The organism is Sphingobium yanoikuyae, from assembly GCF_034424525.1.
GTDB lineage: Bacteria > Pseudomonadota > Alphaproteobacteria > Sphingomonadales > Sphingomonadaceae > Sphingobium > Sphingobium yanoikuyae.
Map to the genome: position 1 here is coordinate 12,982 of NZ_CP139982.1, position 16,901 is coordinate 29,882.

Genomic DNA, 16,901 nt, shown 5'->3' on the forward strand with positions numbered 1-16,901 from the left:
GGCGGCGCGATCGTCACTCGCGGAATAGGTCCACCACATGACAGCCCAGCGCGCCCGCTATCGAATCCAACAGTTCCAACGTGGGGTTGCCGCGTCCGTTTTCTATGCGCGACAGATACGACGCGGCAACGCCCGATCGCTCCGATAATTCTACCTGCGACATTGCGAGTTGCACGCGGCGCTCGCGGCAATTTCGACCGACAAGCATCTGGCATTCCTCTGCCCCGGCAATAGCTGGCTGGTTCATGATTTTTGTCCGCTATCCGCTTTGACCTCAATCGTGCAGCGCACCGGCTTTGCCGCCTTTGCCGCCTGCTCACGGCATTTCTGCACCGTCTCGCGATTGGCATCCGTCAGCGGCGAAGCCGCGACGATCAGCGCCCAGCTCTCCGGATCGGCCGCCTGCATCAACCGCTGCCCCGCCCCCCACGGTCCCGGTTCATTCAGAACGCGGGTCGCCATGCGCTCGGGCCAGCGCCAGCTATCGGGGGTCGCCCGCGCGAGCGGGCCGGCAAGGAAGGCATAGAGCAACAGCCCTAGCACCACGCTGCAAGCGCCGACGACATACAGCCAGCGATTTTGCTCGTCGCCGCGCCGCGCCGACGCGAGCCGATTGCCGATCTCGCGCGCGGCCTGGTCCAGCGCCGTGCGCGCCTCGGTGATAAGGCGCTGATCCTCGCGCCGCGCATTCGTGGCGGCGCTGGCGATCTCGCCCGCCATATGCGCCGGGTCCATCGACAAGGCGGGGCTTTTCCGCATCGCCGCGACCTGCTGGGCCAGCACGCCCAATATTTCCTGCGTCTTGGTGAGCGTCGGCTGATAGTCGGGTATCTCGATATTCTCGCGCGCAGCGGTCAGTCCTTCGACCGCAAGGCGCAGCAACGACACTTCGCCGCGCAGCTTCTCGAACGCCCGCGCCGGATCGTCCGCGTCGTCCAGACCATCACCCTCGCCCATTATCGTTTCTCCTTACCGGCTAAGGCCACGATCGCGGCCAATTCCAAGTTCGTGCGTCAACTGGTGGCCAAGGTCGCGCCCGCGCCCCATGCCCATCTCAAGCCCCAGCTCGCGCTCACGGCCGCGCAGGATCGATTCCACCTGGGGGTCACGCTCAAGGCTTTTCGCCATGCCCGCCATCTCCTTGCCCGCCTTCTCCCGGCCCGTCATGTCCCCGGCACGATAAAGCCGGTCGCGATCCTGGGAGAGCTGTTGCCAGCGTTCCACGAACCGATCGGCGCGCAAGTTCGGATCGGCCCGCACCTTGGCCTCATGCGCCATCGCATCCATCATCGGGCCGCTGCGCCCCGCCGCCGCCTCATGGAGCAAGCCGGGTTCGCGCTGGAACGCCGATGCCATATCGCGCGAGGCCCCCGCCCTGATCTGGTCCAGCGCCTCGGTCGCGCGCTCGAGCGCGACCTTCTGATGCTCCAATACCGGCCCGCCCGACGCGCGGGCCTGCAACACCGCCTCGGCCGAACGCGAGGCCCGCTCGACCGCGCGCCGGAAATCATGGGTATGGCCCTGCTCGGCACGCGCCGGGGCTTCCTTCGCCGGCGTCGGCGTGCGCGACGACAGTTTCAGCCCATCGAACATGCCGCGCTTGGGGGCCGCCTTTTCCTTCGCGCCCTGCGCTGGCTCGGCCACCTTCGCCGGCTCGGCCGACAGCTTCAAGCCGTCGAACATGCCGCGCCGCGGCTGTCGCTCGGCCGCGGCCTTCGCATCCCCTGCGCCGCGGCCGCTGGCTTCATGGGGGCCGATCTCGCGCGGGCGTGGATCTTCGCCCATCTGGCGCATGGTGCCAGCACGCGGGCCTAGAAGCTCCACGCCCTTGCGCTCGGGCGCATCCGGCAATCGGATCTCGCCCGACAGGCCGCGCCGATCGGCGAACGATTGCGCCTCGCCGTCGCGGTCCCGATACATGGGATAATCCGACGCCATATCCTTCGTCCGCTCGCGCGACAGCGTGCGGACAAGCCGCCGATCGTCGGCGAAGTCGTCGCGGCCGTAATGGAGCTGGACGCCCTCACGGTGCCGCGACAGCGCCACATAGGCCGCATGGCGGTCCATGCCGGGGGTGGCGAGGACATGCCCCTGATCGACCGTCACGCCCTGCGATTTGTGGATGGTCGCGGCATAGCCATGATCGACATGGGCATAATCTTTCAGGTCGAACGCGACCGATCGGCCATCGTCGAGGCGAACGGCCATGCTGTCGGGCGACACGCGCTCGACCTTGCCCAGCGTGCCGTTCTTCACGCCTAGCCCTCGCTCGTTCTTGAGGAACATGATGCGGTCGCCGGTCGCGAACTCGCGCGCGCCCCGCTCGGCCGAAATCCGCACGTCCTGCCCCAGCTCGCCGGCGTCGCGCAGACGATCGCGCGCGGCCAGGTTCAGCTCGCGGACCTCGGCATTGGTGTGGGTGAGGATGATCCGCGTCTTGTCGGGATCGGCAAGCCGCTGTGCGTCCCATGTGTCGATCAGCTCGGCGCGGGCCGCCTCGCGCGTCTCGGCCGCGTGGACCATGCCGTGATCGGCATAGGCATGGATCGCCTCGCCGGTCCTGCCCGTCGCCAGCGCCCGCGTGGCGTCCTTCTGCCAGTCCTCATGCTGCCGGCGAACCTCGTTGATCTCGGCCGCGCCGTGGCGCTCGGCAAGGGACCGGAACGCAGCGCCGGCCTCGATCGCCTGCAACTGCTCCGCGTCGCCGACTAGAACGACCTTCGCGCCCGCCCTCTCGGCCTCGGACAATACGCGCTCCATCTGGCGCGTGCCGATCATGCCGGCCTCGTCGATCACCAGCACGTCGCGCGGGCCTAGTAGCTCGCGGCCCTGATCCCACTGATATTCCATGCTCGCGATCGTGCGCGACTGAATGCCGGAGCCGCCCTCCAAGCCCTCGGCCGCGATGCCGGACAGGGCCGCGCCGCGCACCTGATAGCCGGTGCGCTCCCATTCGTCGCGGGCGACTCCCAGCATGGCCGATTTGCCGGTGCCGGCATAGCCGACCACGATGGCAATATCCTTCTCGCCGGTTATATGCGCCAGCGCGGCTTCCTGCTGGCTCCCCAGCTTAAGGCCCTCACTCCCGGCGGCATCAGCCCCCCTTGAAAGCGATGCCGTCGGGAGACCATGCCCCGCCTTGCCGGCAAGCCGATCGCCGGCGCGCTCCAACCGCTGCTCGATGTCGATCATGTCGCGGGAGGTAAAGCGGTCCTCGCCGCGCCCGTTCTTGCCCAGCGCCACCAGCTCGGGCGAGGTCCGCACCGCGCTCATCACCTGGTCGAACTGATCCTTGCCGTCGCTGTGGCGGAACGCGAACTGCGCGAGGTCGCGCCGCGTGAACGTCGCCTGCTGGCGCGTGATCGCGTCCAATGCGATCTCGGGCCGCGCAATGATCTTCTCGCCATTCTCGCGCGCGATCCGGGCATGATCTTCGACCCGTTCCGCCTCAAGCCCCTGTTCGGGCATACGCGATGCAGCCGGCCCGATCTTGTGTTGCGGCTCAAGGTCGATGCCCTGCGCCGCCAACGTGCGATGGTCGATCCGCGCGTCAATATCCAGCTCGGCAAGCCGCTGGTTCACATGGTCCGCCCACGCCTCGCGCCACTCCTTCAGGAGCGCCGTGCTGTTCCACTCGACAACCTTCTTGCCGAAGCCGTCCGGACTGATTTCGCGCATCGACAGCATGACATGGGCGTGCGGCTTGGGTTGCCCGTCCTTGCCCATGTCCCAATGCACATTGAGGTCGGCCACCATGCCGCGTTCGACGAACTGCTTTTCGACGAACTCGCGCGCGAGCTGGACGCCTTGCTGCTGGTTCAGCTCGCGCGGAATCGAGAACTCGACTTCGCGGGCAAGTTGTGCGTCCTTGCGCTTCTCGCCGGCCTCCACCTCGTTCCACAAGGTCGCGCGATCGTTTAAACGCTCCGGCGCACCTTCGGGCAGCATGATTTCCGAATGGACGACACCGGCCTTGTTCGAGAAATCATGGTCGCGCCCGAGTCGGTCATCGTGCAGCCGTTCCGCTGCGCGATAGGCCGCGCTGGCAACGGCGCTCGATCCACTGGAGCGGCCGATGACTTTCGCGGAGAAATGATAGATCGCCATGACGACACGAAACTTACCTTTCTTAGCGCAGGTCGGCAACGACCTATAAGCGCGCACTCACCACTCACTGCCGTTCGCGTGATTGACTTCGCCGCATTTCTGTTCGGAACCGCTGTCCTGCCAGCGCGATCGTGCTACTGTGCGGCTTCTGTTCGACGGGCGCGAGGGAGAGAATGATGCGGAAGACGCGCGACTATGACGCCGAATTGCGGGCACTGAGCGACAAGGCCAAGTCTATCAAGGCGAAGAAGGTCGAGCAACTTGGGCTACTGGTGACGGGGACCGGGGCCGATGCGCTCGATCTCGACACGCTCGCCGGTGCGCTGCTCGCCGCCGTGGAATCGGCTGACGCGGAGGAAAGGGAGGCGTGGCGCTCGCGGGGCGCGGCCTTCTTTCAAGGACGCGGGCGCAAGGCTGGGCGACGCTCTGGCGGCAACGGCGAAGGCGGAAACCCGACTGGCGCAGGCGAGGCATAGGGTTGAAGCCGCCGCGCGCCGCACCGATACGAGGGGATGGGTCGTGCAGCGCCGCGAACGCACCCGCCATCTCATAGAGCTGGGCGGCCTCGTCCAGAAGGCCGGCCTCGTCGAACTGACCGACGACGATCGCGCAACGCTCTATGGCGCGATGCTCGATTTGGCCGCTCGCGCGCGCGATGATGGCAACGCTCTCGCGCTCTGGAGGCGGCGCGGCAAACGGGCCTTCGACGCGGAAGCCGAAGGACAGGACAACGCGGAAGGAAACGCCCATGACTGACACGTCGCGCCTCTCCTGGCAGCTCCTGATGGTGGGACCGGGAATCGACCGCATCACCCCCGACATTCAGGACAAGCTCGCCTCGCTGCTCGATCTGCTTCCCGCCACCGCGACCATCAATGTCCAGACCGATGCCGGCTATGTCACCATCTCGCGCGACTGGCCCAGTCACCGCATGGAAACCGTCGATAGCCTGGTGGACGAAATCGCCGCCGCTCCGGGCATCACCCATATCGCGCTGCCGGCAAGCGAAGGACAGGAACCGTGACGCGCGCCCTCGACATCGCGGCGATCCGCGCACAGGTCCGCGCGCTGGATTATGTGCGCGGCACCCCTGCCGACGCCGCCATGTGGCGCGAAGGCGATGCCGAAGCACGCGCCAATCTCGCGATCGAAGGCATGGACCTCGACGCCGACGAACGCGCCCTGTTCGACATGCTGCGCGAGGAAGCCGTGCCCCCTCCCCTCGCCACCGCGATCGTCCTCAAGCTGCTCGATCATCCCGACGCGGACCCGGCGCTGGCGATCACGCCGGCGACGATCGGATGACGATGCGGGCCGATCTCGATCATCTCCCCGCCGCCAAGCGCCGCGAGCTGGAACGGGTCGCCCGCGTCCTGTTCGATGAATTTGAGGATGCCGTCAAAACCAAGCTCTCCGACAAGCGCAAGGGCGGCCGCATCCTCAAGCTGATCCTGTTCGGCTCCTACGCGCGCGGCGATTGGGTCGAGGATCGCGCCAGCGGCTATATCTCCGACTATGATCTGCTCGTCGTCGTGAACTCCGACACCTTCACCGATCTGCAAACATGGTGGGCGGTCGCCGACGATCATCTCGTGCGCGAGCTGACCGTCACCCGCCACCTCTCCACCCCCGTCAATTTCATCGTCCATTCGCTGATGGACGTGAACGACCAGCTCGCGCGCGGTCGTCCCTTCTTCGCCGACATAGCCCGCGACGGCATCGCCCTCTATGAAGCGCCGGGACAGGGCCTCGCCGTGCCGCGCCAGCTCGACGCGCAGGAACGCCACGCCGAAGCCCTGCGCCATCGCGACCATTGGTTCCCGCTCGCCGCACACGCGCTCAAGCTCGCCCAGGACAGCATTGCCGACGGCGTGCCGCGCGATGCCGCGTTCATGCTCCACCAGGCCGTCGAGCGGGCTTACAATGCCGTGCTGCTCGTCCTGACGCTCTACGCGCCCAAATCGCACCGGCTCGGCATCCTACGCTCGCTCGCCGAAAATCTCGATCCCCGGCTGATCGAAGCATGGCCGCGCGATACCCGCGCCGCCCGTCGCCATTTCGCGCAGTTGCAGCGCGCCTATGTCGAGGCCCGCTATTCTCACGCCTATGAAATCACTCCCGACGAACTGGCCTGGCTCGTCGAGCGCGTGAGGCATTTCCACACGATCGCCGCCGCGATCTGCGCCGAACATCTCGAAAATGACAATGGGAGGGAATCCTGACGATGGAATGGTTCCGCCAGCTCGGCCGCGCGCTCCGCAACCTCGCCCGTCTAGCGCGCGAGCAACCGATATGGGCGATCACGGCGCTGACCCTCAGCCCGCTCGCGCTCATCCGCCATCTGTTTCGCACCGCGATCCTGTTCCTGATCGTCGGCATCGTCCTGGCCGGCGGGATGCAATTCGTCCTGCGTTCGCTGCTCGGCCTGGCCCGCGATTCCAATCTCTACCAGCTCGGCATGATGCTGACGTTCCTCGTCATCATTCTCGTCACGCTGCGCGCCCTCTTCCAACCGCTGATCCTGCGTTATGGCGGCCCTGCCGGCGACGACACCCACGGCTCGGCCCGCTTCGCCACCGATCGCGAGACGCGCCCCCTCGCCCAAAATGGCGACGGCCTGCTGATCGGCCGCGACCGCAAATCGGGCAAGCCGCTGCGCTATGCCGGCCCCGCCCATCTCCTGACGATCGCGCCGACACGCACCGGCAAGGGCGTGGGCACCATCATCCCCAATCTGCTCGACTATCCCGGCCCGGTCGTCTGTATCGACCCCAAGGGCGAGAACGCCCGTATCACCGCCCACTATCGCGCCAGGTTCGGCCCGGTCCATGTCCTCGATCCCTTCGGCGTCACCCGCATGGTCGGGGCCGCGTTCAATCCATTGGATCGTATCGACCCTGCCGGCCTCGATCTCGCCGACGACTGCATGACGCTGGCCGACGCGCTGGTCTATGACGCCCCCGGCGAAGCTGGCGAGGCGCATTGGAACGAGGAAGCCAAGGCGTTGATCGCCGGCCTGATCCTGCATATCGTCACCAGCGAGCCGGCGGGCACACGGACCCTTGCCACGCTGCGCGACCGGCTCACCCTCGCCCCGCAAGCCTTCGCCGCCCAGCTCGAAGCGATGCAGGCGCAAGGCGGCCTCGCCGCCCGCGCCGCAAACCGCCACCTCGGCAAGTCCGATCGCGAAGCTGCCGGCGTGCTATCGGCCGCGCAGCGCCATACCCATTTTCTCGATAGCCCGCGCATGTCGGCCGTGCTGGGGCGCTCGGATTTCACCTTCGCCGATGTGAAGGCGCGGCCCACGACCGTCTATCTGGTGCTGCCGCCCGATCGGCTCGCCACCTATGCCCGCTGGCTGCGCCTGATGCTGGCGCAAGGTCTGACCGATCTCGCGCGCGCCCCGGCCTCCCCTGCCCGCCCGGTGCTGTTCCTGCTCGATGAATTTGCCGCGCTCGGCCGTCTCGAACCCGTCGAGCGCGCGATGGGGCTGATGGCGGGCTACGGCATCCAGCTCTGGCCGATCCTGCAAGACGTTCACCAGCTCCGCGCGCTCTACGATCGCCGCGCCGGCACCTTCCTGTCGAACGCCGGCGTGCTGCAAGTGTTCGGCGTCAACGATCACGACAGCGCCAAGCTCGTCTCCGACCTGCTCGGCCAGGAAACGGTCGTGTTCGAGACCATGAGCCGCGCGATCGACAGCGACGAAACCGGCATATCGTTCGGATCGCAGCATGTCGGCCGCCCCCTGCTCACGCCCGATGAGGTCCGCACGCTACGCGAGGATTTGCAATTGCTGTTCCTCGCGGGGCAACGGCCGATCGTCGCCGCCAAGCTCAAATATTTCGCCGATCGTGAGTTCGCGGGGAAGTTCGACAAGGTGTAGAGCGTTTAAACGCTCTCAAACACAAGGTATTTCGACCATGCCAAATGAACGATTTGAGGAATTTGCCGATCGTTTCATGAAGAGCATCGGCGAGCCAGACTGTGACCTACAAGCATTGGTCGATGAGCTGATAGAACTGCACGCTGTCGAGCGCGACGAATTTAACCGCGTCCGCCTGATAAGTATGCACATCGCGTTGACCAACATCGCCGCCGAAGGGTTGGCCAAGGCACAAGTTCCAGGCTCTCAGATCATCGGCTTTCTGGCCGATAACCTTTCGACTTACCATCTCATGCTCCGCCAGGAGAGTTTGGTTGACGGGCAGATCGACAAGGCCGTGCTTTTGCGCGTGACCGAACGCGAAATCACCGCTGGCCGCATGAAGGGCAACGATCCGCTCCGAGCATTTGCCGAAGGCGGCGAATATGTTCGCGACAATCCGATGGAGGGCCTTTTTCACGCTGATCCATCGGCCGACGATAAACCAGTCCTGAATTAAAGCGATAGCGCCGACGCGCCACAAGGGCGCGAATGTATAGGCGTATACAAATATACAGGGTCGCCGCCTGTTCGGCCTTGGCGTTGTTTAGCGGACTTTCCGCGCCCTCCCCTGCCGGCTCTTAGCTGCCGGCGTGCTATCGGCCGCGCAGCGCCATACCCATTTTCTCGATAGCCCGCGCATGTCGGCCGTGCTGGGGCGCTCGGATTTCACCTTCGCCGATGTGAAGGCGCGGCCCACGACCGTCTATCTGGTGCTGCCGCCCGATCGGCTCGCCACCTATGCCCGCTGGCTGCGCCTGATGCTGGCGCAAGGTCTGACCGATCTCGCGCGCGCCCCGGCCTCCCCTGCCCGCCCGGTGCTGTTCCTGCTCGATGAATTTGCCGCGCTCGGCCGTCTCGAACCCGTCGAGCGCGCGATGGGGCTGATGGCGGGCTACGGGGGGTGACTACACGAAAGTGACGTATCTGCACGGAAAGGGCGAACGGATAGCGAACGTCACGCGGCAAGTAGGGAGTTGACGGCGCGCAGCGGTCGCAAGGCGTCCGGATCGGGTTGATCTTCAACATTCCAGCTATAGTCACCGGTCAGCGAGATATGCTCCCAGCCCAATGGCGCGATGTGGCGTGCGATTTCGTCGGCTGTGCCGATGTCCGCCAGCGCCATTTCGAGATAGCGAGTGTTCCACAAGATGATGGCGGCGACGAGCAGGTTGAGGCCGGAGGCGCGATAGGTCTGGTTCTCGAACCGACGATCGCGCAGTTCGCCGAGCTGGTTGAAGAAGAGCGCGCGGGCGAGCGCGTTGCGGGCTTCGCCTTTGTTGAGGCCCGCCTGGGTGCGCCGGCGCAGGTCGATGTCGCGCAGCCAGTCGAGCATGAAAATGGAGCGTTCGAGGCGGCCCAGCTCGCGTAGTGCGAGGGCCAGTCCGTTCTGTCGCGGATAGGCGGACAAGCGGCGCAGCATTGCCGAAGCAGTGACGGTGCCGGTGCGGATCGACGTGGCGAACCGCAGCAGTTCGTCCCAATGCGCCGCGACATGACCCAATGCGATCGGTTCGGCCGTCATGCCGGCAAGCAAGGGGCCGGATTCTTGGCCGGGAAGGAGGTGTAAACGACGCTCCTTGATGTCGCGCAGGCGCGGCGCGAAGCGGTAGCCGAAGAAGGGCATGAGGCCGAACACATGGTCCGATGCCCCGCCCGTATCGGTGTAGTGCTCCTCGATCGTCAGGCCGGTCTGGTGATACAGCAAGCCATCCAGCACATAGGGCGCTTCGCCAGCGGTCGCCGCGATCACCCGACTTGCGAAGGGGTCATATCGATCCGAGACATGGGTGTAGAAGGCAACGCCTGGTTCGTTGCCGCTGCGCGCGTTGATGTCGCCGATCGCGGCCCCACGGCCCCCGGCATGAAATTGCTGTCCGTCGCTCGACGAAGTGGTGCCGTCTCCCCACAGCGCGGCGAGCGGCATGGCGCGATGGGCGTCGATCAGCCTTCCCAACGCTTCGCCATAGGCGGCTTCGCTGATGTGCCAGTCGTGAAGATGGGCGAGCTGACGCAGACTTGCGCCCCGGCAGGTTTCCGCCATGCGTGTGAGGCCGAGATTGATGCCATCGGCGAGGATGACCGTGAGCAGCGCATTGCGATCGTCGGCTTCCCGGCCCGAACGACGATGGATGAAGCATTCGCTGAACCCGGTCCAGGCATCGACCTCCAGCAGAAGATCGGTGATCTTCACGCGCGGCAGTCGATCATAGGCGGCGCGACGGGCAATCTCGGTGGCGGGCGGTGTTGCCGCCTTCAGCGGCGAGATGATGAGACCGTTTTCGTCAAGCTTAACCTGGGGCAGCTCCCCTTGCCGTGCAAGGACCGTTACCTGCTCGATCGCCGTGTCGAGCCTGGTGCGCCGTTCCTCGATATGGCGCTCGAAATCCGTTTCGATGGCGAGCGGCAACGGCCCCTTCTCGCGCAGCGCCGCAAAGGTCGCCGGCGGTATGAGATAGCTGTCGAAATCGCGAAACTGCCGGCTTCCCGCGACCCATATATCCCCGGCTCGCAACCGCTCGCGTAGTTGCGACAAGGCGCATAGTTCATAAGCGGCACGATCAACGATGCCATCCCGCAGGACGAACGGGCGCCATGCGGGCGGCACAAAGCGTAGCGGCACGCGATCAGGCAAGCGCCGTTTGCCGGTCCGATATAGCTCCGCGATGATGGCCAGCGCTGACAGGAGCCCCTGAACCGCGCCGGCGCCGCGAAACTCGAAGGCGTTGAGAAAAGCGCCGACAAAGAGCTTCACCGTCCGATGCCGCTCGATCAATTCGGCGGTGCGATCGACGGTTTCCGGTCGCCCGAGCACTTCGGCCTGCTCGACGGCCACGGCGAAGTGCTGCCAGTCCAGCGCCTCGATCTGCGCCAGAGAATCCACGCCCTTGCTGCGCGCGTCGATGAGGAGGCGGCAAGACCCCGTGAGCGTCCGGAGGTGGCCTTGCAACTCGCGCACCGTCTTGAGGGCTTTGTCGCGGGTCCGGTTCTCGGCGCGGCGCGCCATGCTGCCCAACAGCTTGTCGAACATCGTCAGGGTGGCGTCGGTCAGGCTTTCCTCAAGCCGGATGCCGGTTGCCGCCAGCGTCGCATGGCGGCGCAGGGCATTGAGTTCGCCAAGGTGCTGGGGTGTGATGCGGCTGCCTTCGTCCGCCAGCCTGTCAAAAGTCAAAGCCGGGATCATGTCGGCACGGGCGCGATCGAGGCCCAGCGCGCGGATATAGGCGAGCCGTTCGATCAGGCGCAGGATGTTGCGCGCTGCCGGCGATTGTGGCGCATTGCGCATCCAGGATAGCCATGTCGCGACCTGCCCCGGTCGTCGGGCCAGCAAATCGTCCAGGCCCTGAAGGGTGTCAGGCAGCAGGCCATTCGTGAGCACTTCATAGGTAAGCTGTTCGGCTTGCTGGCGCGCCCGCCGCAGCACCGCTTCGAGAATCGACGGAGAAGGCAGGAGGATCTGCAGGCGCCGGAGTTCATCGACGATGACGTCTGCCATCTGGCCGGGGTGTATGATGGTCTGCGCGATTGGGACCGAGAAGGCGACAACTTCACGGAAAGCGTTGCGGTCAAAAATCCTGAACCCGTGCGATCGTCGGATTTCGACGAGATGCTCGCGACGGGTCTGGTCCCGATGGGCATAATCCGCGAAGGCTGCCGGCGCGACGCCGAGTTGCTGCGCCACATAGGCGAGCACAGGAGCGGGCGGGACTTCGCCCGCTTCCAGCGCACGGCCAGGCCATCTCATATATAGCATGAGCATCGCATAGCCGAGCCGGGTGACATCGCCGCGACGGCGGCCGACAATTTCCAGGTCGTCGCTGGTCAGCGTATAATGACGCGCGATCTCGCGCTCATCGAGCGGCGCGCCATAATGCCTCGCCCAGATTTCCAGGCTCACCAGTCGCCGTCTCGCCAAGCATCATCTCCTTCGCTTTGCGTGTCCGTCAGACGGTCCTCTGGCGGCCAACAGGAATATGTCCGTTAACTCTGGACCTGTAACGGCGATTCGGACAAGATCGCATAATGACGGGAAAACGGACAGGATCGGGCATCATGTGGCGCTGATCGGCTATGCGCGCGTCTCGACCGCAGACCAGAAGCTGTCGCTCCAGCTTGACGCGCTGAACACTGCCGGGTGCGACCGTATATTCGACGATCACGCATCCGGGGCAAAAGCCGATCGGCCTGGCCTAACCGAAGCGCTCGCCTATTTGCGCCCCGGCGACACGCTGGTGGTCTGGAAACTCGACCGCCTCGGCCGCTCGATGAGCCACCTGATCGAGAAGGTCGGCGAGCTTGCGGCGCGCGGCATCGGGTTCCGCTCACTCACCGAGAATATCGACACCACCACTTCGGGCGGCATGCTGGTGTTCAACATCTTCGGCTCGCTGGCCCAATTCGAGCGTGACCTGATCCGTGAACGCACTCATGCCGGCCTCAAGGCCGCACGCGAGCGGGGCAACAAGGGTGGTCGCCGGCCTGTCGTTACCCCCGACAAACTACGTAAAGCGCGGGCGCATATCGCAGCGGGCCTCACTGTTCGTGAGGCGGCGGCCCGGCTCAAGATCGGCAAAACCGCCCTATACAAGGCTCTGGAAAACGCGTGAAACCGCTGGCGATCAAGAACTCGTGGGTGCTGGTCACAGGGGCTTCGACCGGTTTGGGCAGAGCGTCCGCCCTCCGCTTGGCGGCATCGTACCAGGCCAAGCCCCTGATTGTTGGACGAAGGCTCGACAACTTGCGGGAGCTACAGACCGAAATTGACGAGCGGTTCAATGTGCCGTGCGAGATTATAGTGGCTGATCAACGTGAAATCGAGGGCAGGGAGAAAATCGCGGCTAAGGTTGCAGAATTGCAAGTAACAGCCGCTTTGTTGGTTGCCGGAATGACGAGCGTTGGTTCATTTGATGCAGGCCGTGCCGACACTTATGCCGAGGTAATTGAAACAAACATACTCGGTTTCACGGATTTGCTGGCTCGCCTGATTGCGATTTTCAGGGAGCAGCCGTTTGAATCCTCAGTAATCGCCGTGTCGAGCCTGGCGGGCGAAACATCCGTGCCCTTCCAAGCGGTCTACGGCGCGTCGAAAGCCTATGTGAGCACCCTCATGCGAGCGCTTTCCGTGGAGCTTGCCGGGACGGGAGTGAGTGTTGGGTCTTTTGCACCCGGTGGAATCGACACAGACATGGCTGCCCTCAGCGATTTGAAGTGGGGGAGGTTGGGTTTGATGGACGTTGACCGGTGCGCGGCCCATGCAGTCCACGCTCTGGTTTATCGGCAATCCTTCGCCATACCGGGGATGGGCAACCAGCTCACATATTTGGCGAGCAGGGTTCTACCTCGATCGTTGGTCAATCGGATTGCCGCCCTCCCATATCGGCGCCCGTAGGGCGGCACCACATAAAAGGGGCAGGAAAGCCTGCGAATAGCATCTGCTGGCATCGTACCGGATTTGTTCGCCCTTAGCGTGCAGATACGTCACTTTCGTGTAGTCACCCCTACGGCATCCAGCTCTGGCCGATCCTGCAAGACGTTCACCAGCTCCGCGCGCTCTACGATCGCCGCGCCGGCACCTTCCTGTCGAACGCCGGCGTGCTGCAAGTGTTCGGCGTCAACGATCACGACAGCGCCAAGCTCGTCTCCGACCTGCTCGGCCAGGAAACGGTCGTGTTCGAGACCATGAGCCGCGCGATCGACAGCGACGAAACCGGCATATCGTTCGGATCGCAGCATGTCGGCCGCCCCCTGCTCACGCCCGATGAGGTCCGCACGCTACGCGAGGATTTGCAATTGCTGTTCCTCGCGGGGCAACGGCCGATCGTCGCCGCCAAGCTCAAATATTTCGCCGATCGTGAGTTCGCGGGGAAGTTCGACAAGGTGTAGAGCGTTTAAACGCTCTCAAACACAAGGTATTTCGACCATGCCAAATGAACGATTTGAGGAATTTGCCGATCGTTTCATGAAGAGCATCGGCGAGCCAGACTGTGACCTACAAGCATTGGTCGATGAGCTGATAGAACTGCACGCTGTCGAGCGCGACGAATTTAACCGCGTCCGCCTGATAAGTATGCACATCGCGTTGACCAACATCGCCGCCGAAGGGTTGGCCAAGGCACAAGTTCCAGGCTCTCAGATCATCGGCTTTCTGGCCGATAACCTTTCGACTTACCATCTCATGCTCCGCCAGGAGAGTTTGGTTGACGGGCAGATCGACAAGGCCGTGCTTTTGCGCGTGACCGAACGCGAAATCACCGCTGGCCGCATGAAGGGCAACGATCCGCTCCGAGCATTTGCCGAAGGCGGCGAATATGTTCGCGACAATCCGATGGAGGGCCTTTTTCACGCTGATCCATCGGCCGACGATAAACCAGTCCTGAATTAAAGCGATAGCGCCGACGCGCCACAAGGGCGCGAATGTATAGGCGTATACAAATATACAGGGTCGCCGCCTGTTCGGCCTTGGCGTTGTTTAGCGGACTTTCCGCGCCCTCCCCTGCCGGCTCTTAGACCCCATGACTGCCAGAGCCTCGGAGGCTCGAATCTGAGATGCTGATGATGGATTTGTCAGCAGCGGAGACGAGTCATGACGGAGACGGTGAAATACGTTGGTCTGGACGTTCATAAGGAAACCATTGCGGTCGCGGTTGCCGATGGGGAACGCGGAGGCGAGGTGCGTTTCGTCGGCACGGTCGCCAACGAGGACGATGCGATCAGGAAGCTGGTCAAGCGGCTGACTGGACCGGGCGTGACGTTGAACGTCTGCTACGAAGCTGGTCCCTGCGGGTATGGCTTGCATCGGCTGCTGACGAAGCTGGGACAGAATTGCATCGTCATCGCCCCCTCGATGATGCCGCGGCGCCCGGGTGACCATGTAAAGACGGACCGGCGTGACGCGATGACCCTGGCGCGGCTGCTACGCGCTGGCGAACTCACCGCAATCTGGATACCGGACGAAGCGCACGAGGCGGTACGCGATCTCATCCGCGCGCGACGCAGCGCGCAAGATGATGCCATCGGAGCCAAGCAGACAGTGCGCAGCTTCCTGTTGCGTCATGATCGTCGTTTCGGCGGCAAGGCGGCCTGGACGAAAATGTACTGGCGGTGGTTGTCCGAGCAGCGGTTCGATTTTCCCCACCAACAGCTGGCATTCGAGGAAATGCAGAAGCGGGTGCTGGAGGCGCAGGCACGGGTTGGGCGCTTAGAAGCGGCGCTGACTGAAGCGGTGGACGCATGGTGTTTTGCGCCGCTGGTCCGCAATCTACAGGTCCTGCGCGGTATCAGGCTGGTCAGCGCTGCGACGCTGGTCGCTGAAGTAGGCGATCTCACCCGCTTCGACAATCCCAAGCAACTGATGGCGTATGTCGGCTTGGTGCCGTCCGAGCACTCCAGCGGCGCTCGGACCAAACGGGGCCGGATCACCCGCGCGGGCAACGCGCAGGCACGAACCATGCTGATTGAGGCGGGCTGGTCGTATCGACTGCCCGCTCGCGAGGAACGACGCTACCGTGAGCGGGTCATCGACTTGTCCGAGGACATCCAGGCGATCGGGTGGAAAGCGCAGGTTCGCCTGTGCCAGCGCTACCGTCGCCTGGCGGCCACGGGCAAGCCTCAGCCCAAGGTGACCACCGCGATCGCGCGTGAACTGGTCGGCTATGCCTGGGACATCGCCCGTCGGGTGTCGCCGGCGATAGCCGGCTGATCCACCCACGACATTAACGAGAGGAGGCGCCAGCGCACCAACTGCATAGCCTTGGCCGGCGTGCCGCGGGCACCCGACTGTGATGGGCAATCCACGGTGTACGGTGGGGCAGGTTCGTCCGACGCCCGAACTTAGACGGAGGATAGGCCCAGCGACGGATACGGGTAGTGCGGTAATCAACCCGCGGATGAGAGCATGATCAATCGTCGTCGATCAGGCGCCCGCGGCACACCCGCCAAGGTCAATGCGACCGCTGGTCTCGAGGCCAGCGAAGGAGTAAACTCGGCCAGCGTCTCGGATGGCAGTCATGAGAGCGTAGGATTCCGCCCTCTCCTGCAACGATGTTCGGGCCAGGTCCGCGAAATCGTTGTCTAGCGCACAAACCTTGAAGCTCGCCGGGCCGATCGTGCGAGGATCTAGCACCCAAAAAATCGGCCGCCTGGGAAGCCCGCAGAGCGGCATGGGGCGCTCGACCTCTCCAACCTGCCGAACGTCCAGAATGACGCCCAGCGGCCCGGAAATCGCCCCTGCCGCGACGTTTCCGCCTTCCCTGCCCTCTCGGCTCGATCGCTGCCCTATCCGCTTGGCTTTTCTGGAAAGCCAATTGCGACGGTGCCGCTGGCGCTGTGGTTGCCATAGAGGCGCAGCGTTTAAACGATCCCCCAATCCAACAAAAAACGTGCCGGCGAAGCCGGCTCATCATGGGGGATGCCGGGTGGGAGGATCGCTTTAGCGATCCGGGGCGGCCGAAGGCCGCGAGCCGGCGGGGGCGAAGCCCCCAAGAGGCGGCGCTTTTCTTCCTTCTGCCTGTGCCTGAAGCGCGGCGCCAGTGACTTGCGCTGCCTCTGTCCCGATTTTCGGGACAAGCTGTCCGATCTGGCGGGACGCTGGTGGGTGAAACCACGACGCGGCAAAAGTTATCCACAGGTCGGTCTAGTGTTAATATATGGGTTAAAGAGTCGTGTTACGGGATTTTGGCGGTTCCGTAAGTTACTGAAAATAGGTATAGAATCGGGCGTTTTTGGGCCTTTGGCGTCAACGGAACCCCGAATCTGGTGACTCCAGAACCCCGAATCTGCGTCAACGAAACCCCGAATCGTGGGCAGGCGTCAATGAAACCCCGAACTTTTCCGTTGCGTCAATGAAACCCCGAATCTACGGTGCCCGTCA

15 protein-coding genes and 2 pseudogenes are annotated in these 16,901 nt (G+C 64.1%); 13 read left to right on the forward strand and 4 right to left on the reverse strand.

Annotated features, from left to right (window positions below):
• Positions 1-13: 13 nt before the first annotated feature.
• From U0025_RS25795 to traA, 3 genes are read right to left on the reverse strand one after another with little or no spacing between them, the layout of a single operon-like run.
• Positions 14-247, reverse strand: a complete 234-nt coding sequence (locus U0025_RS25795) for a helix-turn-helix domain-containing protein (RefSeq protein WP_155646416.1) — start codon at positions 245-247, stop codon at positions 14-16.
• Positions 244-957 (reverse strand): DUF6118 family protein, encoded by a 714-nt coding sequence (locus U0025_RS25800; RefSeq protein WP_004213324.1) that lies wholly within the window; start codon positions 955-957, stop codon positions 244-246. The genes U0025_RS25795 and U0025_RS25800 overlap by 4 nt, the downstream gene beginning before the upstream one ends.
• A gap of 12 nt (positions 958-969) precedes the next feature.
• A complete protein-coding gene (traA, locus tag U0025_RS25805) occupies positions 970-4,107 on the reverse strand; it encodes a Ti-type conjugative transfer relaxase TraA (RefSeq protein WP_004213323.1) in 3,138 nt (1,045 codons plus the stop codon).
• Positions 4,108-4,283: 176 nt separating this feature from the next.
• Between traA and U0025_RS25810 the strand changes: the two genes are divergently transcribed.
• The 8 genes and pseudogenes from U0025_RS25810 to U0025_RS25845 all read left to right on the forward strand — a co-directional run.
• Entirely contained in the window at positions 4,284-4,583 is a 300-nt protein-coding gene (locus U0025_RS25810) for a conjugal transfer protein TraD (RefSeq protein WP_037492518.1), read from the forward strand.
• A 43-nt stretch (positions 4,584-4,626) separates the two neighbouring features.
• Positions 4,627-4,863 (forward strand): conjugal transfer protein TraD, encoded by a 237-nt coding sequence (locus tag U0025_RS25815; protein ID WP_004213321.1) that lies wholly within the window; start codon positions 4,627-4,629, stop codon positions 4,861-4,863.
• Positions 4,856-5,131 carry a hypothetical protein gene (locus U0025_RS25820; RefSeq protein ID WP_004213320.1) on the forward strand — a complete coding sequence of 92 codons (276 nt, stop codon included), beginning with the start codon at positions 4,856-4,858 and terminating at the stop codon, positions 5,129-5,131. Before U0025_RS25815 ends, U0025_RS25820 begins: the two co-directional genes overlap by 8 nt.
• Positions 5,128-5,412 carry a hypothetical protein gene (locus U0025_RS25825; RefSeq protein WP_004213319.1) on the forward strand — a complete coding sequence of 95 codons (285 nt, stop codon included), beginning with the start codon at positions 5,128-5,130 and terminating at the stop codon, positions 5,410-5,412. Before U0025_RS25820 ends, U0025_RS25825 begins: the two co-directional genes overlap by 4 nt.
• A complete protein-coding gene (locus tag U0025_RS25830; protein WP_037492511.1) occupies positions 5,409-6,329 on the forward strand; it encodes a HEPN domain-containing protein in 921 nt (306 codons plus the stop codon). Before U0025_RS25825 ends, U0025_RS25830 begins: the two co-directional genes overlap by 4 nt.
• Positions 6,330-6,331: 2 nt before the next feature.
• Positions 6,332-7,993, forward strand: coding sequence for a type IV secretory system conjugative DNA transfer family protein (locus tag U0025_RS25835; RefSeq protein WP_073981430.1), 1,662 nt, complete (start codon positions 6,332-6,334; stop codon positions 7,991-7,993).
• A gap of 76 nt (positions 7,994-8,069) precedes the next feature.
• Positions 8,070-8,492, forward strand: a complete 423-nt coding sequence (locus U0025_RS25840; RefSeq protein WP_230959516.1) for a hypothetical protein — start codon at positions 8,070-8,072, stop codon at positions 8,490-8,492.
• Positions 8,493-8,616: 124 nt separating this feature from the next.
• Positions 8,617-8,934, forward strand: a pseudogene (locus U0025_RS25845) (type IV secretory system conjugative DNA transfer family protein); the annotation flags it as partial.
• 56 nt (positions 8,935-8,990) lie between these two features.
• Here U0025_RS25845 and U0025_RS25850 read toward each other — a convergent pair.
• A complete protein-coding gene (locus U0025_RS25850; protein WP_004213211.1) occupies positions 8,991-11,948 on the reverse strand; it encodes a Tn3 family transposase in 2,958 nt (985 codons plus the stop codon).
• 139 nt (positions 11,949-12,087) lie between these two features.
• Between U0025_RS25850 and U0025_RS25855 the strand changes: the two genes are divergently transcribed.
• The 5 genes and pseudogenes from U0025_RS25855 to U0025_RS25875 all read left to right on the forward strand — a co-directional run bounded on the left by U0025_RS25855 (position 12,088) and on the right by U0025_RS25875 (position 15,731).
• Positions 12,088-12,639, forward strand: coding sequence for a recombinase family protein (locus U0025_RS25855; RefSeq protein ID WP_004213210.1), 552 nt, complete (start codon positions 12,088-12,090; stop codon positions 12,637-12,639).
• Positions 12,636-13,421: an SDR family NAD(P)-dependent oxidoreductase gene (locus U0025_RS25860; RefSeq protein WP_004213209.1), complete on the forward strand. Its 786-nt coding sequence runs from the start codon at positions 12,636-12,638 to the stop codon at positions 13,419-13,421. The genes U0025_RS25855 and U0025_RS25860 overlap by 4 nt, the downstream gene beginning before the upstream one ends.
• 104 nt (positions 13,422-13,525) lie before the next feature.
• Positions 13,526-13,915: pseudogene (locus tag U0025_RS25865) on the forward strand (type IV secretory system conjugative DNA transfer family protein); the annotation flags it as partial.
• 76 nt (positions 13,916-13,991) lie between these two features.
• Entirely contained in the window at positions 13,992-14,414 is a 423-nt protein-coding gene (locus U0025_RS25870; protein WP_230959516.1) for a hypothetical protein, read from the forward strand.
• A 201-nt stretch (positions 14,415-14,615) separates the two neighbouring features.
• Positions 14,616-15,731, forward strand: a complete 1,116-nt coding sequence (locus U0025_RS25875) for an IS110 family RNA-guided transposase (protein WP_004206949.1) — start codon at positions 14,616-14,618, stop codon at positions 15,729-15,731.
• Positions 15,732-16,901 lie beyond the last annotated feature (1,170 nt).

Excerpts from the sequence above, each read along its gene's own strand:
- U0025_RS25800 (WP_004213324.1), bottom strand. The coding sequence starts at position 957 with ATGGGCGAGGGTGATGGTCTGGACGACGCGGACGATCCGGCGCGGGCG.
- U0025_RS25840 (WP_230959516.1), top strand. The coding sequence starts at position 8,070 with ATGAAGAGCATCGGCGAGCCAGACTGTGACCTACAAGCATTGGTCGAT.
- U0025_RS25820 (WP_004213320.1), top strand. The coding sequence starts at position 4,856 with ATGACTGACACGTCGCGCCTCTCCTGGCAGCTCCTGATGGTGGGACCG.
- U0025_RS25795 (WP_155646416.1), bottom strand. The coding sequence starts at position 247 with ATGAACCAGCCAGCTATTGCCGGGGCAGAGGAATGCCAGATGCTTGTC.
- U0025_RS25875 (WP_004206949.1), top strand. The coding sequence starts at position 14,616 with ATGACGGAGACGGTGAAATACGTTGGTCTGGACGTTCATAAGGAAACC.
- U0025_RS25810 (WP_037492518.1), top strand. The coding sequence starts at position 4,284 with ATGCGGAAGACGCGCGACTATGACGCCGAATTGCGGGCACTGAGCGAC.
- U0025_RS25835 (WP_073981430.1), top strand. The coding sequence starts at position 6,332 with ATGGAATGGTTCCGCCAGCTCGGCCGCGCGCTCCGCAACCTCGCCCGT.
- U0025_RS25830 (WP_037492511.1), top strand. The coding sequence starts at position 5,409 with ATGACGATGCGGGCCGATCTCGATCATCTCCCCGCCGCCAAGCGCCGC.
- traA (WP_004213323.1), bottom strand. The coding sequence starts at position 4,107 with ATGGCGATCTATCATTTCTCCGCGAAAGTCATCGGCCGCTCCAGTGGA.
- U0025_RS25870 (WP_230959516.1), top strand. The coding sequence starts at position 13,992 with ATGAAGAGCATCGGCGAGCCAGACTGTGACCTACAAGCATTGGTCGAT.